A 24059-nucleotide genomic window follows, 5' to 3' on the forward strand; every position below is an offset into this window, starting at 1 on the left:
TCTATAGATTCAGCTTTTTGTCGCCACAAAATCCGAGCGTTGACGTCCATGGCGTTTTACCTCATGAATGGCTTGAACAAGATGGCGTCGAAAACTGGCATTCACTGTGGGCCAACCTAAATGATGAATACTTTTAGCTGATGCAGTTCGCCAACGTTGGGGCGATTGCTGATAATCATGAGCCAAATGAATCAGTCTAGCGGTATAGTCCTCCGCTTCATTAACACCAATACAGTCACCATTTTTGCCCGGCTGTAACAACTCATGGGCGGCGGCACAATCGAATGCGATGACGGGGGTCCCTGATGCCAAAGCTTCAGGGACAACATTGCCATAAGTCTCAGTCATACTCGGGAAGCTAAAAATATCCATAGCACTATAAGCTATGGCTAGAGCCTCTCCAGTCAGCTCGCCCAACCACAGCGCGTCAGGTAATGCACTCAGCACATGATCTCGCCAAGGACCATCCCCGACAATCAGGGCTTTAACAGGCGAGGGGTGCTGGGATTTTAATATTTGGTAACTTTCGATCCACTGGGAAAGGTTTTTTTCAGCTGCGAGTCGGCCGGTATAGCCCAGGAGCAACGTATCATCCGAAATACCGTGCTGTTGTCGCCAAAGTGAACGTTCTTGAGTTGTTCTTGGGTAAAACTGACTTAGATCGACACCACGCCCAACACGGTGGATGCGATGATACTTTTGCCTTAACAACTGGTTTTTTTTAGCCTGAGTTGGCGTCAGGGTACGCGTACAGGCATTGTGAAAACGCCTTAAATACGCTCGCATAAGAGGCGTCAACCACTGTAGATGGTAATGGTGCAGATAATATTGAAAGTTCGTATGGAACCCCCCTACGACGGGAATACCATTTTGGCGTCCATAACGTAGCGCATCTAATCCCAACAATCCTTCTGTTGCAATGTAGAGCACATCAGGCGGTGATTTGCGCCATAGTCGCTTGGCGGCCTTGGGGAGCATCAGTCCAAGCTTGACCCCTCGATATCCCGGTAATGGCACCCTAGAGGCTGATATATGCCTGAAAGGCTTCGCGTCTTGCCAAGGTATCCCCTCAAGCCCTACGGTATCCGCGTGAGCATGAGGTGTAATTAAGTCAAGCTGGTCTCCTGCATCCAGAAGTCCTTGGGACCATTGTGCTAGCGTCATACTAACGCCATTAATATCCGGCCAAAACGTTTCGCTGATTAACCCAATATGCATAACTTGCGCCCCTAGCTGGGATTGAACGCATACGCTCTCATTGAGCGCTAGGTTTAGCCTCCAGCATAGAGATGACGGTCATGCAACGACTGAGTGTCACTTTGTTGACAACGTATTCTTCAAGACGGCGCTCTCACCAGAGCAATAAGCTTTAAGAGGCACCATAGAATGCTCAAGCACGCCCAATACTTACTTGAGCATTCTATGGTTGAATACATAAAGCTCACTAAGGGAGTGCAGGCAAATAATTCAGAGGAGGGATCGGGGAGCCTTTTTCTCGAAGTTCAAAATAGATACCGTTGGTGTCGATACGCCTTTGATGGCCGGCACTGCAAATAGGGGCCCTTGTAGAGACGTTATTATCACGTGCCACAAACAGCGTTTCGCAGTAGGCATAAATAGACTGTCGTCCATCACGATGATCAATGATCACTACGTGACCGAGACCGCGCATTTCGCCAGCAAAAAGCACTTTACCAGGGGCTATCGCGGTGATTTTAGTATGTGCAGCAGTTTTCAATGCAAGTCCCTGATGAACCCCCCAACGTTGCTCAGAATAACTCAACACCACATTGGGCTTTTGTACAGGCCATTGATAACCATTCAATCCACGATCTCCCACAGGGATGGTCACGATTTGTCCCACCCATAACCGTTTGGGATTCAAGTCTGCATTGGCCTGCTTTAAGCTGAGTAAAGAAATATTAAAATGAGCCGCCAGCTTACTCAGCGTATCTCCACGACGAATATGGTACAGATAAGGGCCCTTAGCAGGCACATCAGTAGACTTTTTAGGGATAAGCAGCCAGTCACCAGGTTCAAGAGCACGGGGACGGACTCTAGGGTTGAAACGCATCAAAGCCCCAACCTGGAGACGATATCGGGCAGCGATCTGGCTCATGGTATCCCCTGACTGTACTTGGTAGCGCCCAGCTCGACGAGTCGAGCTTTGGGCTGCAGCCATGCGGTGCTTTCCCTCGGCAGAGGCGACGTGGGAGCTTATAGGCGCACTGCTGCAGGCAACCAGAAGCGCACTCAGCACCAATATCATTGGACTTAAAAGCAGGCGTTGTTTTTTGGGCATGACACCAATTATTCGTGGAATCGATTGTAAAGTTATGTTGATCATGGTGTGCTGACAAGAACAGTGCAAGCGTCGCTTTCTGCATTCGGGCCTAAAATCACCATCCAAACATGATCTAGAAAGCTTTAGTATGCGAAACATGTTTGAGTGTGATCCTTATAACTGCCACAATTATGGTTCAACTCATCAAGACAGGATTTTCTCATGCAAGTTGCCGCTAACAAGGTCGTCGCGATCAATTACACTTTGACCAACAACGACGGCCAGGTGCTGGACTCGTCACAAGGTCGCGAGCCGCTCCTGTATCTGCATGGGCATAGCAACATCATTCCCGGCCTGGAAAAAGCACTGGAAGAGCGTGCCGTAGGTGATCAAGTAGAGGTCACTGTGCAGCCGGAAGAGGCTTACGGTGAGCGTGATGATGCCATGATTCAGCAAGTAAGTCGCGAAGCATTCCAAGGCGTTGATGATATTCAGCCTGGCATGCAGTTCCAAACTCAAGGTCCTGGCGGTGCATTGCTGGTGACGGTTATCGAAGCGGGTGATGAAGAAGTCACGATTGATGCGAACCACCCGCTGGCAGGGCAAACACTGAATTTTTCGGTCACGATCGAATCCGTTCGTGAAGCCTCTGAAGACGAAGTTCAACATGGGCATCCTCACGAAGGTGAGCATGCTCACGATTGATCTAAGCCAGTATTCCTGACGTCTATTTTTGACAGGGGTCAGGAAAGAAACCTGTGGCAACTGCTACCTTAAATACATCTCAAGAGACTTGGACCGGGAGCTTGTTATGTACCTAGATGATGCAGTAGTCGCAGGTATACTCGTTGTGGTAGGGGCCTGTGTTTTTTTTGGTGGGTTTATTTATTACGCAGTAAAAGATGCCCACAAAAAGAAAAAGTAGTGATGTTCGATCCTGTCAGGTGTCCGCTAGGACACAAGCAGCATCGAGAAACCCGCTACCCAAAAACAGAGTGCAGCTAGAGGGTTAAGCTACGCTGCACTCTGTAATACATATTCATGCCTGAATGTGTAATTTGTTATTTGATGACTTAAGATTGGTTTATGGCTCAATTCAATAAAGATGTATGAGTTGATGCATAGGGATACACTGAATAAGTTCACACCAAGAGAGTCTTTCACGAACCTAGCACCAATCATTGCAGTTTTGCTCAAACCCGACTAATTTTAGTGCAAACCTCAACTTATTGTACTTCTTGCCGACTTAATCCATAAGGGCCTCTGGCACAGTCTGTTTTGATCATTAAGTTGTTGATCATTACATTAAGGCAACGTATTAAATGGAACTTCATGCATAGCAGGCCGTCCAAGTTTTATCATCACGATTGCAGGAGGGGATCATGTTGGAGTCATCCGTTAATCAGGTTGCGCTAGCTCAGCGCCAGTCTCAAGGTGCAGACAATCAGGCTCGTCAGCAAGAAGCCCGGCGCGCAGAATCGACTGTTGAAGAACAGGCCAGTGCAGCTCCTGTCGCAGCAAGTGGCGTCTCATCACGTGATGTCCAGGAAACTTCCGTAGCTTCCCAGCCTGCTGATGTTGTGACTCGACTCGGTGAGACGCAGGAAAATGTGTCCCTTTATGAGCCGACAAAGCAAACCGGCGCTGTTATCCGCCCCAATATTTCTGTTGAGGATACTGCCACCTACACTCAGCAGCGACAAACTGAAGCTGTAGAAGAGAATAAAGGCGAGGATAGGGCAGCGGCATTGCGTGATCAGGATCAAGTGCAAATTGAAGAAGAAACCAATCAAGCCGCGGCCACATCTTCAGCGCCTCAGCGTGATTGGACCAATGATATTGATCAGCTGGTTTAGCTCTGATAACGCGTTTCTAGCTTAGAAACACAACCAGCAGTTACTTCACTTGAATAAAAAGGCTTCACGCCATTGAGCGTGAAGCCTTTTTTATAATATTGCTCATTGTGTCATGAATGATGCTAAAAGAGGTCCGCTAGACAGCCCCTATAGATCCTACCGATGGCCAATGATCAAGAATTCCAACAATGCTTTTTGGGCATGTAAACGATTGCCCGCTTCTTCCCAGACAACGGCTCGCTCATCCTCCAGCATATCTTCACTGATTTCTTCGCCTCGATGTGCCGGAAGGCAGTGCAGGAAGAGGGCATCGCGGTCAGCAATATTCATCAGGGCAGGAGAGACCTGGTAATCAGCAAAATCCTTTTCACGTTTAGCCTGTTCTTCTTCTTGACCCATTGAAGCCCAAACATCAGTCACAACCATGTGGGCTCCTTCAACTGCAGCCTTGGGGTCGCGAATAATATTGACTCGGTCTCGATTATTCTCCAGTAACGCATGGTCTGGCTCATAACCTTCTGGGCACGCAATATTCAGCTGAAAGTCAAACTGGCGAGCAGCATTAATATAGGAGTTACACATGTTGTTGCCATCACCGACCCAAGTCACGCGCTTTCCTTGCAAGCTCCCACGCGCCTCAACATAGGTCTGAACATCAGCAAGCAGCTGGCAAGGGTGATTATAATCGGTTAATGCATTAATCACCGGCACCGTTGAATGAGCGGCAAACGTTTCAACCGCGTCATGAGAAAAAGTTCTAATCATGACGGCATCCACCATTTGAGAGAGCACTCGGGCAGTATCCGGAATCGGTTCACCACGGCCGAGTTGTGTATCACGAGGGGATAAGAACATCGCCGCCCCGCCAAGCTGGGCCATACCCGCCTCAAAGGATACTCGTGTTCTTGTAGAGGACTTTTCAAAAATCATCGACAAGACTTTTCCCTTTAGCGGCTCATCAATCAAACCTGCTTTATGGCGTCGCTTTAACTCAATGGCACGCTGAATCAGCCGCTCGAGCTCTTGAGGTGAAAGATCAAGAAGGGAAAGAAAATGTCGAACGCTCATGAATCAAATCTCCTGCATTGACAGCGCTCAGGCCAGTGTTGAAACTAGCTAATACCTTGTTCTGCGAGCGTTATCAGTCGGTTGAAAACCAAAAGAGTAATGTTAAGCACTCATATGCCTTGTGGCAATGTCAAAGTCAGATTCTCTACAAGAATAGGGCAAAGTTAGTGCTGTTCAAGGCGTTGCCATAACGATAAAATTGACTATTAAGGTAGGAAATTTCGTAGTAGCCATGTCTCATCATGGCTCAACAAAGGTGCAAACTCATGTCTGATACTCTCACGAACATTAAAGAACAAATTGCCAGCAACCCGATTCTGATTTATATGAAAGGTACGCCACAACTTCCCCAGTGCGGCTTTTCTGCTCAATCGGTTCAGGCATTAATGGCCTGCGGCGAAAAGTTTGCTTATGTGAATATTTTAGAGCATCCAGATATTCGTGCTGAGCTTCCCGTATATGCCGAGTGGCCCACCTTTCCTCAATTATGGGTCAATGGCGAGCTGATTGGCGGTAACGACATTATCACTGACCTTTATCAGCAAGGTGAGCTTCAAAAAATCATTCAGGAAGCTGCCCAGGGCACCGCTCAAGCCTAAAACGATTTAGCTGTCCTGTTATTTAAAAAGAGGCCCGGGCGTTAGCCCGGGCTTCTTTTGTATCAAGGTTGGTTTTGATTTAGGGCCATGAGACAAGACTTAGTCATCTTCTAAGGCTTGCTCGGTCAGGGCCCATCCACCCAGCTCTTTCCACCGGTTTATAATGGAGCAAAAGAGCTCTGCTGTTCGCTCAGTATCATAGCGTGCAGAGTGCGCTTGATCATTATCGAAAGGAATGCCCGCCAGCTTACATGCTCGAGCCAAAACCGTTTGACCAAATGCCATACCGCCTAATGTCGCGGTATCAAAGCTTGAGAACGGATGGAACGGGTTACGCTTAATGCCACAACGACTGACGGCAGCATTTAAAAAGCCCTGATCAAAACTCGAATTGTGCCCAACTAAAATGGCACGAGTACAATCATGAGATTTCACCGACTTACGCACCGATTTGAAAACTTGGCTCAAGGCTTCGTTTTCCGGTACTGACATACTTTTTCGAAGGGGGTTATCCAGGTCGATACGGGTAAACTCTAGTGCAGATTGCTCGATATTGGCACCTTCAAATGGCTCGACATGGCAAGCCACGGTATGCTCAGGAATCAACATACCACTTTCATCCATCGTAATTGTGGTTGCAGCAATTTCAAGCAAAGCATCTGTCTGAGCATTAAATCCTGCGGTTTCCACGTCGACCACCACGGGCAAGTATCCACGGAATCGTCCTGACATGGGGTGTTTGACGTGTGATGTGGAGGCCATCGAGTCCTCTCCAGCTGCAATTTGACAATATAAACAGTGCGCAAGCTTAACATAGTCCATCGTCTCAAGGTGATGTCGTCACAAGGAGAATTACGATAAACCTGAATGCAATGAAGCCGATACGATTCCCATCATCATGATTTCAGTTAACAAAATTAAGACCAATGGCTAAAGCTATAGGGATCACTGCCGTTATACTAGGTAATAATGTTATTGGCAGTACAGCGTCTTTATTGTCAAATACAAGTGTTGTCGATTGCCGTCAAAGCTTAGGAGCAGTGCCCCAATGCAACGATTCATTGTCCGACGAGGTGTCCCTTTAATCTTGGCATTGTGCGCTGTTGGTGGGGCAGCACAAGCAGCGGTTTACCAAGCTGATTATGATGAGGGACAGTGGCAAGCGACAACCCCATCGCCACTACAGTGCGAACTCACACACTATATTCCGCGCTTCGGCCAAGCTCGTTTTATTCATCGTGCAGGTGAAGACACCAAGTTTCAAATTAGGCCTTTTCGGAGCGCATTAAAGCAGGGGAGTGTTCAACTGGTGGCAATGGCCCCAGGATGGCGCCCAGGTTCAGGGACTCATCAAATTGGGCGAGTTCAATTCAAAACCAATGACGAGTGGATTAAAGTGGGCCCTGGACAAACCGCTTTAATGATTGAATCCCTTCGTCAAGGGCTGATGCCCTCCATGCTTCAGGAAGATCGCGATCATCGTATTGAAGCACGCGTTGCCAGTATTTCACCGCTCAGGTTCGATGAAGCCTATGGCCGTTTTCAACTCTGTGAAGCTCAGCTGCTGCCTGTCAACTATGACCAAATCAGCAATACGGTACTGAACTATGCGAGCGGCGCCGACACGCTGACGGTTCAAGATAAAGCCATGCTAGACCTGATTGTTCGCTACATTAAAGCGGATCCCGATGTCTCTTATGTCTTTATCGACTCCCATACAGACTCTCGTGGGACTCGGCGTAACAACCGACAATTATCTAAAAACCGAGCGGATATGGTACTTAACTACCTGATTGCACGTGGTTTGGACCAGGAAATGATCACATCACGTTATCACGGTGAGCGTTATCCGGTGGCCAGTAATGCGACAGCCAGTGGACGCGCCAAGAACCGACGAGTGACCGTTCGCCTAGAAAAAGAGAATGAAGTAAACCCCCTCTGACGTATACCTTTTCATCAGGTATACTTCCTAACTACTTGTTTCTTAACCGGCTGCCTTTTGGCAGCCGGTTGTGCTGTATTCACTAATACAGAGACTCAACGACTGGAACAGTGCGTATTGAAGCGCCATTTATTGGGAGTGCATCATGTCAGACATTAAAAAGGTCGTCCTAGCCTATTCTGGCGGGCTGGATACCTCGATCATATTGCGTTGGTTACAAGAAACCTATCAATGTGAAGTTGTTACTTTCACCGCTGACCTAGGCCAGGGCGAAGAATTAGAGCCTGCACGCGCCAAGGCACAGCAGATGGGTATCAAAGAGATTTACATTGAAGACCTGCGCGAAGAGTTTGTCCGTGATTATGTCTTCCCCATGTTCCGCGCCAATACCGTTTATGAAGGCGAATATCTGCTGGGCACGTCTATTGCCCGCCCATTGATTGCCAAACGATTAGTTGAAATCGCCAACGAAACTGGGGCCGATGCTATTTCTCATGGTGCGACTGGCAAGGGTAATGACCAGGTTCGCTTTGAGCTTGGCGCTTATGCCCTTAAGCCGGGTATCCAAGTGATCGCCCCTTGGCGTGAGTGGGATCTGTTGTCACGCGAAAAGTTGATGACTTATGCCAAAAATAATGACATCCCGGTCGACTTTGCTAAGCAAGGGACCAAGTCGCCTTATTCAATGGATGCCAACCTGCTTCATATTTCCTATGAGGGCGGGATTCTGGAAAATCCATGGACAGAAGCTGAAGAAGAAATGTGGCGCTGGAGTGTCAGCCCTGAGCAAGCGCCAGAGCAGCCCACTTACATTGAGCTGACTTATGAGAAAGGGGATATCGTTGCCATTGATGGTGAACGTCTCAAGCCTCATGAAGTGTTGAGCAAGCTGAATAAATTGGGCGGGGAGAACGGTATCGGCCGCCTGGATTTAGTTGAAAACCGTTATGTCGGCATGAAATCACGGGGATGCTACGAAACCCCCGGAGGTACCATCATGCTGAAAGCACACCGTGCGATCGAATCTATTACGCTGGACCGTGAAGTAGCCCACTTGAAAGATGAACTCATGCCTAAATATGCTGAGATCATCTATAACGGCTACTGGTGGAGCCCTGAGCGTCAAATGATGCAGCAAATGATTGATGAATCACAAAAGGTCGTCAATGGTGTTGTAAGGCTCAAACTCTATAAAGGGAATGTGATTGTGGCTGGTCGCCAATCACCTGACTCTCTGTTTGATGAATCTATTGCAACGTTCGAAGACGATGCCGGTGCCTACGATCAGAAAGATGCTGCAGGCTTTATCAAACTGAATGCCTTGCGTTTACGGATCGCTGCCAACAAAGGCCGCGGCCAACTTTAAGCGTATGTAAAACCCCGGGGTTGCTTGGCGTAACCCCGGGCCTAGAATACTTTGTCAATGAACATGATAAAGTACGACGCTAAATTGAATGATTTTGATGTTGTTATACCGTTAAGTTTGATTGTGGAATAATGGCGACACGTTAACTCTATTGCGAGCTCGGATTACTTCTTATGGGATTTTTTGATTGGCTCACGGGAAAACACAAAGACCGTAATGCACCGGAAACAGTCGTTGAAGGCATTGCATATAACGGCTATATGATCTATCCGATCCCGGCACAGCAAGGGAATAGCTACCGTGTATCGGGGCGTATTTGTCAGGAAGTTGAAGGGGAGGAGCCCCGTACTTATCACTTTGAACGCTCAGACCTCCTTCCCAGCAAGGCTCAGGCCCATGAGTTAATGCTAATGAAGGCAAAGCGCTTTATTGATGAGCGCGGCGATCAAATGTTTAATGACCCGTCATAACATCCGTCGTTGTTGAGTCACCGATACGGAGTAGAAACGCTTCTGTAGCGATCTACTCACGTATATCATCGCATCAATCTCTTTCGATTAACTCGATCTTATAGCCATCAGGGTCGGTGACGAAAGCAATCATCGTGGTCCCACCTTTGACTGGACCAGGTTCACGAGTCACTTGACCACCGGCATCACGGATACGCTCACAGGCACTTTTGACATCGTCAACAGCGAGGGCGATATGACCAAAAGCATTACCCATATCGTAACTTGATTGCCCCCAGTTGTAGGTCAACTCAAGCACTGCCGTATCACTTTCTTCTCCGTAACCGACAAAGGCCAACGTATATTCATAAGCCTTGTTTTCTTCCTGGCGCAATAGTTTCATACCCAAAACGCGAGTATAGAAATCAATCGCGCGATTGAGGTCACCGACACGTAGCATAGTGTGCAATATTCTCATGATGGGATTGTCCTCATCCGGTCGTCAGGTGTATACATCAAAACGTAGACTAGCAAGCGATTTGTTTCATGACATGATATGCATAATACAAGACACTCCAGCTCAGCCTAAAGTTCAATAAAATCATAACACTAGGAGTTAGTGTGCCGTTAAAAGATACGCTCTTGGCCTTGTTGGTCATAGGAATTTGGGGGCTGAATGTGATCGCCATCAAATTTGCAGTGGCTGAAATGCCTCCCTTATTACTCATGACGCTCAGGTTTATACTGGTGGCACTTATCCTAGTTCCATTTTATCGAGTACCACGCCAGCAGTGGCCTTTCTTGATAGTGCTATCCATGACATTCGGTAGCCTGCATTTTGCATTACTTTTCATTGGACTGCAGCAAGCTGAAGCGGGTACTGGTGCATTGCTTGTCCAAATGGGAACGCCCTTTGCGACTTTACTTGCGGTCATTTTTCTCAAGGAAAAGCTGAATACTCGCAAGCTTCTCGGCCTAATCGCCGCCTTCTTAGGCGTCATCGTCCTTGCAGGCGGGCCCAATCTGCCTCACTTAATGCCGATGATAATATTGCTTTTCAGTGCCCTGGGGTGGGCGATATCTCAGCTGTTAATCAAGCAAGGTCCACCCATCAAGCCTTTAGCGCTAGCCGGTTGGGTGGCCCTGTTTTCAATACCTCAACTTGCCTTGGCCAGTGCGCTTTTTGAATCAGGGCAGTGGCAGGCAATGAAAGAAGCCAGCTTCATCAGTTGGGGCGGGCTACTCTATACGGTGTTTTTATCATCAATTGTGGCGTATGGGCTTTGGTACGGACTGTTGAGGCGTCACCCGGTCAACCTGGTTGTTCCCTTTACATTACTCATGCCAGTGATAGCGGTCTTATTGGGTATTTGGCTCATGGGAGATGTGATGAATCTTTACAAAGGGATAGGGGGATTATTGGTGATTGCAGGCCTCGGTTTTATCGTCATGCCCTGGCCTTTAACTCGGCGCTTAATCTCTTAGCTCGATCCGACGATGCGCCCGACGGGCGCATCGTCACTAGGCTCCTCGACTACACCGAGACGCTTAAGATCAAAGTTCAACCTTATCCCTGTACTCGCACAGATCTTCAATCACACAGCTCCCACAGCGGGGCTTACGCGCGATACAGGTATAACGACCGTGTAAGATCAACCAATGATGAGCATCTTGCTTAAACTCTGACGGTACATAACGAAGCAGTTTCTTTTCGACTTCTAACACGTCTTTTCCTGGTGCCAAACCGGTCCGATTAGATACACGAAAGATATGCGTATCCACAGCAATGGTTGGCTGCCCAAAAGCAGTATTTAAAATCACATTCGCCGTTTTTCTGCCAACACCCGGCAATGCTTCCAAGGCTGCCCGGGTTTTAGGCACCTCACTTTGATGTTTCTCTACCAGCAAGTGGCAGGTTTTCATGAGGTTTTCAGCTTTGGTGTTATAGAGCCCTATTGTCTTGATATACGTTTTTAAACCCTCAAGCCCTAGGTCGATAATCGCCTGGGGCGTATTCGCCACAGGAAAGAGTTTGGCCGTCGCTTTATTGACGCCCACATCGGTTGCTTGGGCTGAAAGTAAAACAGCGGTTAACAACTCAAATGGCGTTGCCCAGTTTAATTCCGTCGTCGGTTCTGGAATATGGACTTTTAGTCGCTCAAAAATTTCTCTACGCTTGGCCGCGTTCATGCAGTCACGGTCTCCTCATATTCAAATCAAATCACGCTTGAATCAATTCGCGCTTCGATTTAATGGCACTCAAACGACCTAATCAGTCACTCGTACGCGTCTTGAAGGTTGAGCATGCACAGTGTTCGATACGGCCGCTTGGCGCTTTTTCAGTTGTTGGTCGATGATATTTTTTAGCGCAATCAATACGCTCATGGTAAAGAAGGCGCCAGGCGGTAAAATCATAATTAACAAGTGCCAATCGGCGAACACATTGATCTGCCAATGCTTGGCATATTCACCAAATAAAAGTGCCATGCCAGAAAATAAAGTACCTTGTCCCAGAACCTCTCGAATAGCCCCCAACACCAATAACACAGCCAAAAAACCGAGCCCCATCATGATACCGTCTACAGCCGCTGCGCTAACGGGTTGTCGTGAAGCGAAAGCATCGGCACGTCCCAAAATCGCGCAGTTCGTGACAATCAAGGGAATAAAAATGCCCAGTATCTGATAAAGCGAATAAGTGTAGGCTTGCATCAATAATTCAGCGCAGGTCACAAAAGAAGCAATAATCATGACAAAAGCGGGGAGACGGACACTCGTTGGGACATGGTGACGAATCAGAGAGACCGCCACATTAGCACCGACCAGCACACTTAACGTCGCCAACCCGAGCCCGAGAGCATTGACAACACTGCCCGTCACGGCCAAGAGTGGGCATAACCCAAGCAGTTGAACCAGTGCCGGATTATTATGCCAGAGGCCGTTGATCGCCAGTTCACGGACACTTGTTTGACTCACAAAGACCTCCTAACGGCTTGAATATCGTCCATCCATAAGGTGTCGTGGTGTTCCTGAACCCAATGAAGTGCCTGGTAGACGGCCCCCACGACGGCACGCGGCGTAATCGTGGCTCCCGTTAACTGATCAAAATGCCCGCCATCTTTTTTGACTCGCCATTGTGAGTCAGGTAATTGCTGTAATGATTGGCCGGTAAACTGCTCCAACCAGTTTGATTTACGCTGCTCAATACGATCCCCCAGTCCAGGGGTTTCCTGATGCATCAAAACTCGAATGCCTTGTACTTGCCCTTTAATATCAACCGCCACGAGGAGTTTAATATCACCGCTGTAGCCTTGATGACTGATGACGGGCAGCAATAAGAGCCCAAGCTCATCATGAGTGGTGCGGGCACGATAGATTTTAAACTCAGCAGTCTGACCTAGCGCGGGTACCGGCCCGAGCCTGATGACTTCTTGCTTGAGGTCCAATTGATAATCCGGCTCAGGGGCTAATGATCGTAAAGCCTGTGATGCCGCATAGGCCCGGTTGTCTTGGATATCAGACCAAGTCAGCGCATGCGTGATACTTACCACCCCACCGGTGACTAAGGCAAACAAAGCCAGCCCTATTGCACCTTTTAACCAAGGAGACTGGATTGTCATGGTGCAGAATCCTTTTGTTTCAGCCCGCGTTGAGCTTTGCGATGTCCGTGCACACGTGGCCGTGTGTAGTAATCGATGGTGGGCGCGGCAAAATTCATCAATAAAACAGCAAAAGCGACGGCATCGGGATAGTTACCCCAAGTGCGAATGACATAGACAAGAATCCCGACCCCAATACCAAAGAAGCACTGTCCTAAACGACTGGTGGCACCGCTGACGGGATCCGTCACAATAAAAAAAGCACTTAAGAGTGTTGCACCTGAAACCCAATGAAACCAGGGTGATGCATAGTGGCTGGGGTCAACCCCATAGAAAAAAGCAGCCAATAGACTTAATGCACTGAGCATGCCAACCGGTGCCTGCCAATGAATCACACGCTGCCAAAGCAACCAAACGCCTCCCAGCGCCCACCCCAGTGCCACCCATTCCCAGGCAAGCACCATATCAGGAGAGAGCAGTTGAGGTTGTTGCCAGAATTCTTCGGCGGTTAACATGCCCTTGTGGCGGAAAGCATCGAGAGGGGTGGCACCGGTCACAGCATCAGCCGTTTCATACCAAGAGAAGCCGGCTATATGCCATTCAAAAGGTTGTGGCCATAAGCTCATTTCTAATGGAAAGCTGATCAATAAAAACGCATAGGCGGCCATTGCCGGATTAAACGGATTTTGCCCCAAGCCGCCAAAAAGTTGTTTCGTCACGGCAACGGCAAAAAACGTCCCCAGCACAGGAATCCACCAAGGGGCAATAGCAGGCAATGCCACGGCCAGTAGCATCCCAGTAACCACTGCACTGCCGTCAGTTAATGTCTTGCCCACAGGTCGATGACGTAAGCGTAATATCCAAGCCTCGGTCAATAAAGCTGTCACCATTGAGAGCAACAGATTGACCAAAATGCCAGGCCCAAAAGCAATAGTGAGTCCAATGATGCCAGGCAGCATGGCGAACATGACCTGACGCATCACTTGCGGCATTCGCCTTGGTACATGGCTATGGGGTGCAGCAAACAAAGAAAGCATGACTAGGAATTTGACTCCTGCGTAGGTTCGGTGGCCAACTGTGCTTTCTGCAATGCCTTTTCCGCAGCCTCGAACTGTTCTTGAGCCCCTGCTAGACGCGCCTTTTGCGCATCCAGCTGCTCAGCAGTCGCATCGGTGGCTCGTTGCAAATTTAACAATCCTTTTTCGGCTTTTTTAACCGCAGACAAAGCGGCTGCCCGTGTGATTTTCAGTTGTTTGAGCGAGGCAGACACTGCCGGAGTGGAGGAACCGCTGGCTTTAGCCGTCACAGGTGTCGCTGGAGTTACGGAAGCGCTCACTGTGTCACTGAGCGTATCAGAAACATTCTGCAGGGCTTTTAACTTCTCTCTAGCCTGTTCGACCTTGGCCTCTAGAGCCGTCACATCTTCTTCCCGGCGCGCCTTAGCCGCCGCCAATTGCTTATCAGCACGCTTTAGTGCCACTTGAGCGGCGGCTAATGCAATTTTATGCTGCTGACTGGAGCGTAAAGAGGGAGAAATGGAAGAAGTGGAAGCCGACTCAGAGAGGGGAGGCGTTGCATTCGAAGAGAGAGAATCGTCTGACGTTGCCTTTGGCTGTGATGCTGCTGTGGCTTTACTGGCGGATTGAATTTGTTGAGCTTTGGCCGCTCGGGCAGCACGTTTAGCCGCTTTTTCTTCTGCTTGGCGGGTCAATCGCGCCTGACGGGCTTCGAAACGCTGTCGAGCCTGCTCCGCTTTTTGGGCTTCATCGGTCAAGACTCTCAGCTCATCTTTGGCATGCCGATAATATTGTACCAGGGGAATATCACTGGGGCAGACATAGGCACAAGCCCCACATTCGATACAATCCCACAAATCGAAAGAGGCCGCTTTTTGATATTGCTGGTGAGCACTGAACCAATACAGTTGTTGAGGTAATAATTGTGCCGGGCATACCGCTTCACATTCGCCACACCGAATACAGGGCATTTCCTCACCGGGCGCCCCTAAGGCTTCGTTTGATCCTGCCAGTAGGCAATTGGTGGTTTTAACCACGGGTAATGATAGATCGGTCAGGGCAAACCCCATCATCGGCCCGCCCATGATTAAACGTTGCAATTGCTGAGGCCGTAAGCCCGCCTGAGTTAATACATGTTCAATCGAGGTGCCTAATCGCACATAAAAATTGCGCGGCTGTGCCAATGCATCTCCCGTCACCGTCACAACACGTTCAATCAGAGGCTGATGCCGAATAACGGCATCGGCAACCGCGACGACAGTGCCGACGTTCTGACAGACAACACCAATGTCTATCGGTCTTTTTCCTGACGGAACCTCCAGACCACTGACTAGCTGAATCAACTGCTTCTCACCACCCGAAGGATAGCGAGTGGGCACCACGACTAACTGAATACAGGAATCGTCATCAATAGCGGCTCGAAGACAAGCAATGGCTTCAGATTTATTATCTTCAATTCCGATCACAACATGTTCAGGTTCAAGTAAATGAACTAAGACCTGAATCCCCTCGATCAACGCCGCGCTGCGTTGGCGTAATAGCATGTCATCCGCAGTAATATAAGGCTCGCACTCGGCCGCATTGATCAGCAACAGCCGTGTATCTTGAGCAAAGCCCCCCGCCAGTTTGGTATGAGTAGGAAAACCGGCGCCACCCAAACCAACAATGCCAGCAGCCCCAATAGTGGCCAGCAATTGCTCAGCTTCAAGGTCTTGCCAATCGTCTTGGCGCTGAACATGATCAGGCACAGGTAAATCCAATCCGTCACTTTCAATGACAATACAAGGCGACTGTAATCCTCCAGGGTGCGGCACCGGTAATGTCGCAAGCTCAGAGACATGGCCTGAAATGCTGGCATGAACGGCAGCTCCTAATGCACTAGATTGACCCTCCAGGGTTTTCACTTGCGCAATGCACTGGCCGCGATAGACATAATCACCCACCGAAACAACCGCTTGGGCCATCAAGCCTGAAGATTGTTGCAGCGGCAATACCACTCGATCTGGCAATGCCGCAGCCTGTAGTGGCATCGTGGTAGATATCTGCTTGTGCTCAGGCGGTTGAATACCGCCATGAAACCGATGGACACGGGAAAAATCAGGCGTCATGGGCACCCACCTGTGATGATAGTCCGCTACGATCCGTGGCAATCAAGGGTAAATGTCCAGGCCCTGAAGGCTGAGGCCAATGCCAGTGAGCTTCTGGCCGTGGATGCATTTCGATACAGTCGACAGGGCAAGGCGCTACACATAAATCGCAGCCCGTGCACTCATCCACAATGACGGTATGCATCAGCTTAGCTGCCCCCACAATGGCATCGACCGGGCAAGCCTGGATGCACTTGGTGCAGCCAATACACTCCGCTTCCCGAATAAAGGCAACGCGTTTCTCACTATTGGCGTTAGCATCCGCATCAAGAGGGAGAGGGTCACGCCCGAGCAAATTGGCCAATGCTTCTATCGTACTTTCACCACCAGGAGGACAGCGATTAATCGCTTCACCTTGAGCGATCGCATCTGCATAGGGTCGGCAACCTGGATGACCACATTGACCACATTGCGTTTGTGGCAGCAAAGCATCGATTTGATCGACAATCGGGTCTTCATCGACTTTAAAACGTGTCTCAGCAAACCCCAGCAAGGCACCAAAACACAAAGCCAAACCGGTTAATGCTAAAACCGCAGCCACTACAGAGGCATCCATGAGGGCACTCATGTCAAACTCCGATTAATCATTAGCCGCCATAAAACACAATATGAAACGCAATATTGTGCGCTTAAGCGGTGTGTCATCACCTGTACCATTAGCAGTCGTACTATTCGATACAATGGCATTAGAAACGGACCAGTCCGGAAAATCCCATAAACGCCAATGACATCAGCCCCGCAGCCATCATCGCAATAGAGGCTCCTTTAAAGGGAGCAGGAACATCGGCGAGCGTAATCCGTTCACGCATTGCCGCAAAGAGCACCAGCACGAGAGAAAATCCTAAGCCTGCGCCCAAGCCATAGAGTGTTGCTTGGGTAAAACTTTGTTGTTTATTCAATGACAGCAGCGCCACCCCCAGAACAGCGCAATTGGTGGTGATCAGTGGTAGGAAGATACCTAATACTTGATAGAGCAGGGGACTGGTTTTTCGTACCACCATCTCAGTGAATTGAACAACAACCGCGATCACCACAATAAAGCTGATGGTCTTTAAGTAGGCCAATCCCAAAGGGGCCAGCAGCGCATGGTAAACCCAATAACTCGTGGCCGAGGAAAGCGTTAGCACAAACGTCGTTGCTAACGACATCCCCATGGCAGACTCTAATTTATTAGAGACCCCCATAAAGGGACACAGCCCCAAAAACTGAACCAACACAAAATTGTTGACCAGAATGGTGCTGACCAGAAGTAGTAGATAATCCGTCATAAATGATGAGTCATAGCGTATCGAAAATCATGGTGTATATAAAATCATGCTGCCCCCAAAGGCAGGGATCTCAAAAACGGGCTATTTTATCCCCGACCTTGACATGAAAACCGTTTGATCAAATACAGGCATTGCCTGCTGGCATTATAAACCTCAAACGACACCGGGGCCCCTGAGAGCCCCGGTGTACGATGTTAAGCATTGACTTGGCTCAGGTGACGCGTTGCCCAGGTTTGGCGCCGGAGTGAGGTTCGAGCAGATAAATGCCTTCATCATCACCAGCCGCAAGCACCATGCCTTCTGATAAGCCAAACTTCATCTTGCGCGGGGCTAAGTTTGCGACCATGACGGTTAAGCGACCTTCAAGATCTTCTGGCTGGTAAGCACTTTTAATACCAGAGAAAACAGTCCGTGTTTCACCCCCTAGATCCAGGGTGAGTTTGAGCAATTTTTTAGCTTTTTCTACGTGCTCAGCCTTGGCAATACGGGCAATACGCAAATCAACTTTCATAAAATCATCAAAATTGATTTCATCCGCAATAGGATCTTCAACTAGCGGTCCCGTCGGCTGAGATGCCCCTTCTTTCAAAGCTTGTTCGGCTGCCGCATCATCACGACTATCGGCTAACATGGCATCGATCCGGTCACTTTCAACGCGGGTCATCAGCGGTTTGAATTTTTCAATGGTATGACCATGCATACGCTGCGTACGACTATCCCAATCCAAATTGTCCAGTTTTAAGAACTGGCGTGCTTGTTCAGCCATATCCGGTACGACCGGTGCCAGATAGACCATGAGTACGCGGAATAAGTGAATGCCCGTGGTGCAAATGGCTTGAACCTGCGCTTCTTGGCCCGCCTCTTTGGCTAACACCCAAGGTGCCGCATCATTAATCCAAGTATTAGCCTCATCAGCCAATTCCATCACCTTGCGCATCGCCCGACCAAACTCCCGGGCTTCAAAGTCTTCAGCGATGGCTTCACCGGCCGCTTCAAAATGAGCCAACAGGTCTTCGTTCGCTTGCGTCGAACCCAGTTGGCCACCGGCTTTTTTGATAAAACCTGCACAGCGGCTGGCAATATTCACGACTTTGCCCACCAGGTCAGAATTTACCCGTTGCACGAAGTCTTCCAGGTTAAGGTCCAAGTCATCCACTCGCGATGTTAGCTTGGCCGCGAAGTAATAACGCAGGTATTCGGGGTTCAAGTGTTTAAGATAAGTCGCGGCCTTGATAAAAGTGCCGCGAGACTTAGACATCTTTTCCCCATTGACGGTCACGAACCCATGGCAGTTCACTGCGGTCGGGGTGCGCATTCCAGCCCCAGACAACATGGCAGGCCAGAAGAGGGCGTGAAAGTAAACAATATCTTTACCGATAAAGTGGTACACCTCAGCCTCAGAATCCACTTTCCAATAAGTATCAAAATCTAGCTCGGCGGTACGATCACAGAGGTTCTTAAAGCTCGCTAAATAGCCAATCGGGGCATCCAGCCAAACATAGAAATATTTACCCGGCGCATCCGGAATTTCAAAGCCAAAATAAGGCGCATCACGGGAGATGTCCCATTCCTGCAAGCCGGTTTCAAACCATTCTTTGAGTTTGTTGGCAATTTGTGGCTGTAAACGGCCATCCTGCGTCCATTTGGACAACATGTCGGCAAAATCAGGCAGCTTGAAGAAGAAGTGTTGCGAAGTGCGCATTTCAGGCGTGGCACCGGAAATCGCTGAACGAGGATTGATCAGTTCTGCCGGCGTATAAGTGGCTGAGCACTTCTCACAGTTATCGCCATACTGGTCTTCCGCGCCACACTTAGGGCAGGTGCCTTTGATAAAACGGTCAGCAAGGAAAAGTCCCTTCTCCGGATCATACATTTGCTGAATTTCGCGCGTGGCGATATGGCCGGCATCTCTTAAGCGGGTATAAATCAGTTCAGACAGCTCACGGTTTTCTGTCGAGTGTGTCGAGTAAAAGTTATCAAAATGGACGTTAAACCCTTTAAAGTCACTGTGATGCTCTTCTCGAACCCGATCAATCAGCTGTTGAGCCGTCACGCCTTCCTGCTCTGCACGTAACATAATCGCCGTGCCATGAGCATCATCTGCACAGACATAAGTGCATTGATGACCACGGCTGTTCTGGAAGCGGACCCAAATATCGGTCTGGATGTACTCAAGCAAATGGCCGAGATGAATAGGCCCATTGGCATAGGGAAGTGCGCTAGTAACGAGAATCTGACGTGTGCTGGACATGTTGGCTCTTCATCATAATGGCGATGCCTGCCCAAGGTGGCGTCACGGTATGCGACAAGATCGACAGTTTTACACTGATCGACTGCGAAATAGCGTCACTGATGAGATCGCTTGTAGATCTCAGCGATTGGGCAGACACTGGAATTAAATAATCGCCCGACAATATAGCGATTTTATGCTTGCACTGCATCCCATACGCAGTGCTTGATGTGATCTAAACTGTTTATTTCTCTGCCTATGACGCCCATTGATGTTATTCAGGAGCGACAATGTTGGATAAAACCGTGTTGAACAAAACCGTGTCGGACGGAGTTAATCGGTTGAATACTGCTCATGACCGCGCTCAGCAGGTCCTTGATGAATTACGTCGTCAAAACGGCGCTCTCAGTGCCGATGACCGACGGATGAAGTATCAAAAAATGGCGGCGTCTCCTTTTGCCTTCTATCGCGGCAGTAACCCCTTGTATTGGCATGACATGTTCAGAGATTGGCATTTCTCTCTCTATGGTGGCCAGCTCACGACCCAAACGTGGTTACAGGGTGATGCACATCTGCATAATTTTGGCGCTTATGGAAGCCATGATCACAAAATACGTTTCGGCCTCGATGATTTCGATGACGCGATTATTGGTGATTATCAGTATGACCTATGGCGCTTAGCCATCTCCATCGTGTTGGATATGCGCCAAAATAGCCAAGTGAATGATGACGATATTGACAGCGCATTAACCTCACTGGCGACACACTATCTAGAGACATTAGAAAAAAGTCAGGGCGAAAACGCGGACTGGGTGGCCATGTGCGGTACAACCAAGGGGCCTCTGAAGCAGTTTCTTGATCGTATCGCTGAGAAGAAAGATCGCCAGCAGATGTTAGATAAGTGGACCCACCTGAATGACCAGGGCGAACGTTGTTTTATGCCCAACCACCCGAAGATGGCAGCCCCCAGTATTCGCGTGCGTAAAGCGTTCACAAAAGCGCTGGAGGATTACCAACATACCTTGGCGGATCAAGTGCCAGGACATAGCCAGCAGCATTTCAAGGTCAAAGATGTTGCCCTTCGTATCGGGGCCGGTACCGGTTCGCTAGGCACGCAACGTTATTATGCGTTGATTGAAGGCATGGGGGAGGGGGATCATGATGATGTCATCTTGGACATCAAGGCCCAGCAAAAACCTGCCGCATGGCAAGCGATGTCGCGAGATGAGCGCCAGCGTTACCGTCAGGCATTTACCCATGAAGGCGGGCGCCATGCCATTGCATTTCAAGCCATGGCACAACACCCCGATGTGTACCTAGGCTGGATGAGTTTACAAGGAGAGATCTATTCAGTCCGGGAAAGATCGCCCTTTAAGGCCGACTTCCCGACTCATAAACTCAAAAAAGGTAAGCAGTTTACCAAAATGGCACGCGACTGGGGCTGCATTCTCGCTTACTCACACTTGCGAGGTGCTCGATCGCTTACGCCTGAGCGACCCGATCAATTTGCTGAATCAGTACTCGCCCGTGCAGGCCAGGATCGTCAAGCCTTTACTCAACTATTGATACTACAGGCACGTGCCTATGCCGATTGTGTTCACCATGATCACCAAGTGCTACTACATGGTCTCGCTTCGGGTGGGCTGAAGTAAGGGGATGGCTCCAAGCATGAAAGGGCCCGATAGGGCCCTTTCATATGACATGACGATGGCATCATTCTTTATTCTTTGGCCTCATGCTCATCCAGCGCCTGCAGCGCTAGCTTATGCCGCTCGGCTAAAACTTGCGCATAAAAGTCACGAACATGGCTGGCAAAAGGCGCAATATCATATTGCTCGGCAAAGGCTTGAGCCTGCTGTGATAATCGTTGTCGTGTTTGGTCATCATCCAATAAGGTGGCGACTCTTTGTGTCCACTCATGGGCCTTTTCGCGTGTTTTATAACCATTTTGATCATCATTAACGACATCATCGATGCCGCTTGAGCGTACAGCAACAACCGGGCAAGCCGCTGCCATCGCTTCTAGAATCACCATGCCCTGAGTTTCCGATTTAGAGGTGAACACGAATAAGTCGGCCAACTGGTAATAGCGCGCCATATCTTCAGGCGGCACCGCACCGACAAACTGGCAACAGTCTTCGATATCCAAGGTACGACGGGTTTCTTCAAGCGCCTCTCGCTGAGGCCCATCGCCCACGATCAATAAACAAAAATGGGCGCCATGCTGATGCTTCAAACGTGCAATGCATTCCAGCATGAAGTTCAAATTCTTTTCCAAGCTCAAACGAGCCGCTGTGACCAACACCTTACGATCGGCTAATTGATGCTGTTCAGCTAATGCCTTTAATGCCGCCTCATCGCGATCCGAAAATCGCTGATATTCAATGCCTGTCGGCTGTACACACGTTGGCACTTTCACCCCAACTAGCCGCAAATACTCTTCTGCTGACCAGGTCGGCACAATCACGCCATCACACTTATTGGCGAATCGTCGAATCAACCAATGGGAAATTAAATGGCGGAATAAGCGCCCAGGAATCGGTACAAAATGGGCATAGTGCTCTAAACGGGTGTGATAGGTGTAGATCGCCGGGATATTTAAACGCCGTGCCATCCATAAGCCAATGCTGCCAAGCCAGAAAGGATGGTGTAGGTGAATAATATCGGGCTTAAATGCGGCAAGATGGCGTCGAATACGTGGGGTAAAAATATTGGCAATACGAAAATCGCCTGATTTATCGAGTGCCAATAATGTGGGCACTCTCAAGATTGAGAGCTGGTGATCTTGGCCGCGCTCGCTGCCATGACGATAACGCGGCGCCACTAACGTGACCGCATCACCTAGCTTCTCTAAACCGCGACGTAACCGCTCAATCGCTATCGGCACACCGCCAATAAAGGGGAGGTAGTTGTTGGTAAACATCGCCACGCGTAATTGACGTTGACGCCAAGGCTCAATATCCAAGTCATAATCGGGATAATACTCGGCACTGTCCAAAATTTTTCGGTACAAATGAAGCGCCAGTAGCAATAGCGCACCAATCACCAAAAGAAAGTTGGTGTAGCCAACATAGAACAGCGAGTGTACAAACAACCAGAAGCTCTCTAACCAGCGCGCCACCCCACGCTGGCCAATGTCGACGCCTTTGAGTGAGACCTGTAGCTTACCCTGCTCATCAATATCCACTAAGGCATAGTGGTAGGTACCCACTTTCTTGCTTAACACAAAACCACCGGCACTCCCGGTATTGACGAAACGCGTACCCTGCCAATCGCGAATCGACGGTTGGGTCATGCCGGCACTAAATACCGCATCAACGGGATGCGCTTTAAGGATGGTTAATAATTGGCGACGCCATTGATGATCCATGGGTCCATCAGTCACCGTCTCATCGGGATCACCGGTCAAAAATAAACTCTGTTGCAGAAAGATAAAGCGATGCTGGGCCTTTTCCTGCAGTTGGCGCTGCAGCCACATCATTTGCCAACCCCAATTGGTCCGCCCAGTACTATCCAGCACAATGAACTGATAACCATGGCTTTCAACACTGTAATGGAAAGGCCCAAAGTGTTGTTGGAAGCGTAAGCTACCAAAACCACCATCTTCCTGTTCGCCGTAAGTCAACAGCCAAGGCATCTTGAGATGGGCCAGGGAGCGCTTCAAGGCGCGGTATTTATCTTCACCACCATCGCTCACCGCATTGCCAGCAGAGACCAATAGATTCGGTGCGGCCTGGTTAATTTTCGGCACCATGCGCTCTTCAAAAACACCAATAGAGTTATTGATATTCCCGACTACCGCCATTCTGAAGTGGGAATGATCGGTCAGTTGTTGATCGAGCCGGTCAACTTGGTGAGGCAGTTCTGCAGTCAGGTCTTCATCGACAAACTCAAGGTAAAGTCGGTAGCCCACCAGTCCAAGACTGAGCCATAACACCGCATGAAATAACAATCTGACTTGATAGGCTTTCACGAAAAGCGCATTCCTGTAATCAATCACATGGATAAAGGAGCCCTATAAAGAGCTGAAAAAGGGTTGTAACAGAAAATATGTCTAAAACGAAACTGTTCTATTGTGTGCGTGCACTGCACAGTTACATTTTAATACGCCGTTTGATTTGTCAATCAATGCGTTAGGTATGATTGACCCGCCCTTCCACGCTATTTGTTAGGCCTTTACCTCTCGTTCATCCGATGGTTTAACCCGAGAAATCTTAAGCCTCTTAAGATTCCGTTAA

General features: G+C 49.0%; 23 protein-coding genes. 9 read left to right on the forward strand and 14 right to left on the reverse strand.

The features are described from left to right. Window positions 1–9 precede the first annotated feature (9 nt). Together BFW38_RS07050 and BFW38_RS07055 are read right to left on the reverse strand one after the other, a co-directional pair. On the reverse strand, window positions 10–1218 hold the full coding sequence (locus BFW38_RS07050) for a glycosyltransferase family 4 protein (protein ID WP_068997755.1): 1209 nt from the start codon (window positions 1216–1218) through the stop codon (window positions 10–12). 226 nt (window positions 1219–1444) lie between these two features. Continuing rightward, window positions 1445–2182, reverse strand: a complete 738-nt coding sequence (locus BFW38_RS07055) for a M23 family metallopeptidase (RefSeq protein WP_068997756.1) — start codon at window positions 2180–2182, stop codon at window positions 1445–1447. Between the two features lie 324 nt (window positions 2183–2506). Between BFW38_RS07055 and BFW38_RS07060 the strand changes: the two genes are divergently transcribed. The 3 genes from BFW38_RS07060 to BFW38_RS07065 all read left to right on the forward strand — a co-directional run bounded on the left by BFW38_RS07060 (window position 2507) and on the right by BFW38_RS07065 (window position 4140). Next, entirely contained in the window at window positions 2507–2989 is a 483-nt protein-coding gene (locus BFW38_RS07060; protein WP_068997757.1) for an FKBP-type peptidyl-prolyl cis-trans isomerase, read from the forward strand. Window positions 2990–3095: 106 nt separating this feature from the next. Then, a complete protein-coding gene (gene ccoM / locus BFW38_RS18445) occupies window positions 3096–3209 on the forward strand; it encodes a cytochrome c oxidase subunit CcoM (RefSeq protein ID WP_425427892.1) in 114 nt (37 codons plus the stop codon). Between the two features lie 457 nt (window positions 3210–3666). Then, on the forward strand, window positions 3667–4140 hold the full coding sequence (locus BFW38_RS07065) for a hypothetical protein (RefSeq protein WP_068997758.1): 474 nt from the start codon (window positions 3667–3669) through the stop codon (window positions 4138–4140). 156 nt (window positions 4141–4296) lie between these two features. On the opposite strand, the gene argF is transcribed toward BFW38_RS07065, so the two are convergent. Beyond that, the gene (gene argF, locus BFW38_RS07070; protein ID WP_068997759.1) at window positions 4297–5208 is read right to left on the reverse strand and encodes an ornithine carbamoyltransferase; all 912 of its coding nucleotides are present in this window, start codon (window positions 5206–5208) and stop codon (window positions 4297–4299) included. Window positions 5209–5474: 266 nt separating this feature from the next. Here argF and grxD point away from each other — a divergent pair, with 266 nt between their 5' ends. Then, on the forward strand, window positions 5475–5807 hold the full coding sequence (gene grxD, locus BFW38_RS07075; RefSeq protein WP_068997760.1) for a Grx4 family monothiol glutaredoxin: 333 nt from the start codon (window positions 5475–5477) through the stop codon (window positions 5805–5807). Between the two features lie 99 nt (window positions 5808–5906). On the opposite strand, the gene rnt is transcribed toward grxD, so the two are convergent. Continuing rightward, window positions 5907–6569 (reverse strand): ribonuclease T, encoded by a 663-nt coding sequence (gene rnt, locus BFW38_RS07080; protein WP_068997761.1) that lies wholly within the window; start codon window positions 6567–6569, stop codon window positions 5907–5909. A 286-nt stretch (window positions 6570–6855) separates the two neighbouring features. Between rnt and BFW38_RS07085 the strand changes: the two genes are divergently transcribed. From BFW38_RS07085 to BFW38_RS07095, 3 genes are all read left to right on the forward strand, one after another. Continuing rightward, window positions 6856–7749, forward strand: a complete 894-nt coding sequence (locus BFW38_RS07085; protein ID WP_084004511.1) for a MotY family protein — start codon at window positions 6856–6858, stop codon at window positions 7747–7749. Between the two features lie 145 nt (window positions 7750–7894). After that, the gene (locus BFW38_RS07090) at window positions 7895–9115 is read left to right on the forward strand and encodes an argininosuccinate synthase (protein WP_068997762.1); all 1221 of its coding nucleotides are present in this window, start codon (window positions 7895–7897) and stop codon (window positions 9113–9115) included. A 173-nt stretch (window positions 9116–9288) separates the two neighbouring features. After that, window positions 9289–9585 carry an HlyU family transcriptional regulator gene (locus tag BFW38_RS07095; protein WP_068997763.1) on the forward strand — a complete coding sequence of 99 codons (297 nt, stop codon included), beginning with the start codon at window positions 9289–9291 and terminating at the stop codon, window positions 9583–9585. 73 nt (window positions 9586–9658) lie between these two features. Here BFW38_RS07095 and gloA read toward each other — a convergent pair whose 3' ends face one another. Beyond that, window positions 9659–10042 (reverse strand): lactoylglutathione lyase, encoded by a 384-nt coding sequence (gene gloA, locus BFW38_RS07100; protein WP_068997764.1) that lies wholly within the window; start codon window positions 10040–10042, stop codon window positions 9659–9661. A 143-nt stretch (window positions 10043–10185) separates the two neighbouring features. On the opposite strand from gloA, the gene BFW38_RS07105 reads away from it, so the two are divergent. Then, window positions 10186–11049, forward strand: a complete 864-nt coding sequence (locus BFW38_RS07105; protein WP_068997765.1) for a DMT family transporter — start codon at window positions 10186–10188, stop codon at window positions 11047–11049. 69 nt (window positions 11050–11118) lie between these two features. Here BFW38_RS07105 and nth read toward each other — a convergent pair whose 3' ends face one another. From nth to metG, 8 genes are all read right to left on the reverse strand, one after another. Further along, window positions 11119–11754 carry an endonuclease III gene (gene nth / locus BFW38_RS07110; RefSeq protein ID WP_068997766.1) on the reverse strand — a complete coding sequence of 212 codons (636 nt, stop codon included), beginning with the start codon at window positions 11752–11754 and terminating at the stop codon, window positions 11119–11121. A 78-nt stretch (window positions 11755–11832) separates the two neighbouring features. Then, on the reverse strand, window positions 11833–12537 hold the full coding sequence (locus tag BFW38_RS07115; protein ID WP_068997767.1) for an electron transport complex subunit E: 705 nt from the start codon (window positions 12535–12537) through the stop codon (window positions 11833–11835). Further along, window positions 12534–13181: an electron transport complex subunit RsxG gene (rsxG, locus tag BFW38_RS07120; RefSeq protein WP_068997768.1), complete on the reverse strand. Its 648-nt coding sequence runs from the start codon at window positions 13179–13181 to the stop codon at window positions 12534–12536. The genes BFW38_RS07115 and rsxG overlap by 4 nt, the downstream gene beginning before the upstream one ends. After that, window positions 13178–14197 carry an RnfABCDGE type electron transport complex subunit D gene (locus BFW38_RS07125; protein ID WP_068997769.1) on the reverse strand — a complete coding sequence of 340 codons (1020 nt, stop codon included), beginning with the start codon at window positions 14195–14197 and terminating at the stop codon, window positions 13178–13180. The genes rsxG and BFW38_RS07125 overlap by 4 nt, the downstream gene beginning before the upstream one ends. Window positions 14198–14199: 2 nt before the next feature. Further along, window positions 14200–16284: an electron transport complex subunit RsxC gene (rsxC, locus tag BFW38_RS07130; protein WP_068997770.1), complete on the reverse strand. Its 2085-nt coding sequence runs from the start codon at window positions 16282–16284 to the stop codon at window positions 14200–14202. Further along, the gene (gene rsxB / locus BFW38_RS07135; RefSeq protein ID WP_068997771.1) at window positions 16274–16891 is read right to left on the reverse strand and encodes an electron transport complex subunit RsxB; all 618 of its coding nucleotides are present in this window, start codon (window positions 16889–16891) and stop codon (window positions 16274–16276) included. The genes rsxC and rsxB overlap by 11 nt, the downstream gene beginning before the upstream one ends. Window positions 16892–17009: 118 nt before the next feature. Beyond that, on the reverse strand, window positions 17010–17591 hold the full coding sequence (gene rsxA, locus BFW38_RS07140; protein ID WP_068997772.1) for an electron transport complex subunit RsxA: 582 nt from the start codon (window positions 17589–17591) through the stop codon (window positions 17010–17012). Window positions 17592–17802: 211 nt separating this feature from the next. Next, window positions 17803–19842 carry a methionine--tRNA ligase gene (metG, locus tag BFW38_RS07145; RefSeq protein WP_068997773.1) on the reverse strand — a complete coding sequence of 680 codons (2040 nt, stop codon included), beginning with the start codon at window positions 19840–19842 and terminating at the stop codon, window positions 17803–17805. A 269-nt stretch (window positions 19843–20111) separates the two neighbouring features. On the opposite strand from metG, the gene BFW38_RS07150 reads away from it, so the two are divergent. Beyond that, window positions 20112–21473, forward strand: coding sequence for a DUF2252 domain-containing protein (locus BFW38_RS07150; RefSeq protein ID WP_068997774.1), 1362 nt, complete (start codon window positions 20112–20114; stop codon window positions 21471–21473). A 68-nt stretch (window positions 21474–21541) separates the two neighbouring features. On the opposite strand, the gene BFW38_RS07155 is transcribed toward BFW38_RS07150, so the two are convergent. After that, window positions 21542–23794 (reverse strand): glycosyltransferase, encoded by a 2253-nt coding sequence (locus BFW38_RS07155; RefSeq protein ID WP_068997775.1) that lies wholly within the window; start codon window positions 23792–23794, stop codon window positions 21542–21544. Between the last annotated feature and the right edge of the window lie 265 nt (window positions 23795–24059).

It is taken from the genome of Terasakiispira papahanaumokuakeensis, from assembly GCF_001709345.1.
Classification (GTDB): Bacteria; Pseudomonadota; Gammaproteobacteria; order Pseudomonadales; family Halomonadaceae; genus Terasakiispira; species Terasakiispira papahanaumokuakeensis.

Bases quoted from the DNA above. Each gene is read 5' to 3' on its own strand.
- BFW38_RS07050 (WP_068997755.1), bottom strand. From the start codon at position 1,218: ATGCATATTGGGTTAATCAGCGAAACGTTTTGGCCGGATATTAATGGC.
- BFW38_RS07055 (WP_068997756.1), bottom strand. From the start codon at position 2,182: ATGGCTGCAGCCCAAAGCTCGACTCGTCGAGCTGGGCGCTACCAAGTA.
- BFW38_RS07060 (WP_068997757.1), top strand. From the start codon at position 2,507: ATGCAAGTTGCCGCTAACAAGGTCGTCGCGATCAATTACACTTTGACC.
- ccoM (WP_425427892.1), top strand. From the start codon at position 3,096: ATGTACCTAGATGATGCAGTAGTCGCAGGTATACTCGTTGTGGTAGGG.
- BFW38_RS07065 (WP_068997758.1), top strand. From the start codon at position 3,667: ATGTTGGAGTCATCCGTTAATCAGGTTGCGCTAGCTCAGCGCCAGTCT.
- argF (WP_068997759.1), bottom strand. From the start codon at position 5,208: ATGAGCGTTCGACATTTTCTTTCCCTTCTTGATCTTTCACCTCAAGAG.
- grxD (WP_068997760.1), top strand. From the start codon at position 5,475: ATGTCTGATACTCTCACGAACATTAAAGAACAAATTGCCAGCAACCCG.
- rnt (WP_068997761.1), bottom strand. From the start codon at position 6,569: ATGGCCTCCACATCACACGTCAAACACCCCATGTCAGGACGATTCCGT.
- BFW38_RS07085 (WP_084004511.1), top strand. From the start codon at position 6,856: ATGCAACGATTCATTGTCCGACGAGGTGTCCCTTTAATCTTGGCATTG.
- BFW38_RS07090 (WP_068997762.1), top strand. From the start codon at position 7,895: ATGTCAGACATTAAAAAGGTCGTCCTAGCCTATTCTGGCGGGCTGGAT.
- BFW38_RS07095 (WP_068997763.1), top strand. From the start codon at position 9,289: ATGGGATTTTTTGATTGGCTCACGGGAAAACACAAAGACCGTAATGCA.
- gloA (WP_068997764.1), bottom strand. From the start codon at position 10,042: ATGAGAATATTGCACACTATGCTACGTGTCGGTGACCTCAATCGCGCG.
- nth (WP_068997766.1), bottom strand. From the start codon at position 11,754: ATGAACGCGGCCAAGCGTAGAGAAATTTTTGAGCGACTAAAAGTCCAT.
- rsxG (WP_068997768.1), bottom strand. From the start codon at position 13,181: ATGACAATCCAGTCTCCTTGGTTAAAAGGTGCAATAGGGCTGGCTTTG.
- BFW38_RS07125 (WP_068997769.1), bottom strand. From the start codon at position 14,197: ATGCTTTCTTTGTTTGCTGCACCCCATAGCCATGTACCAAGGCGAATG.
- rsxC (WP_068997770.1), bottom strand. From the start codon at position 16,284: ATGACGCCTGATTTTTCCCGTGTCCATCGGTTTCATGGCGGTATTCAA.
- rsxB (WP_068997771.1), bottom strand. From the start codon at position 16,891: ATGAGTGCCCTCATGGATGCCTCTGTAGTGGCTGCGGTTTTAGCATTA.
- rsxA (WP_068997772.1), bottom strand. From the start codon at position 17,591: ATGACGGATTATCTACTACTTCTGGTCAGCACCATTCTGGTCAACAAT.
- metG (WP_068997773.1), bottom strand. From the start codon at position 19,842: ATGTCCAGCACACGTCAGATTCTCGTTACTAGCGCACTTCCCTATGCC.
- BFW38_RS07150 (WP_068997774.1), top strand. From the start codon at position 20,112: ATGTTGGATAAAACCGTGTTGAACAAAACCGTGTCGGACGGAGTTAAT.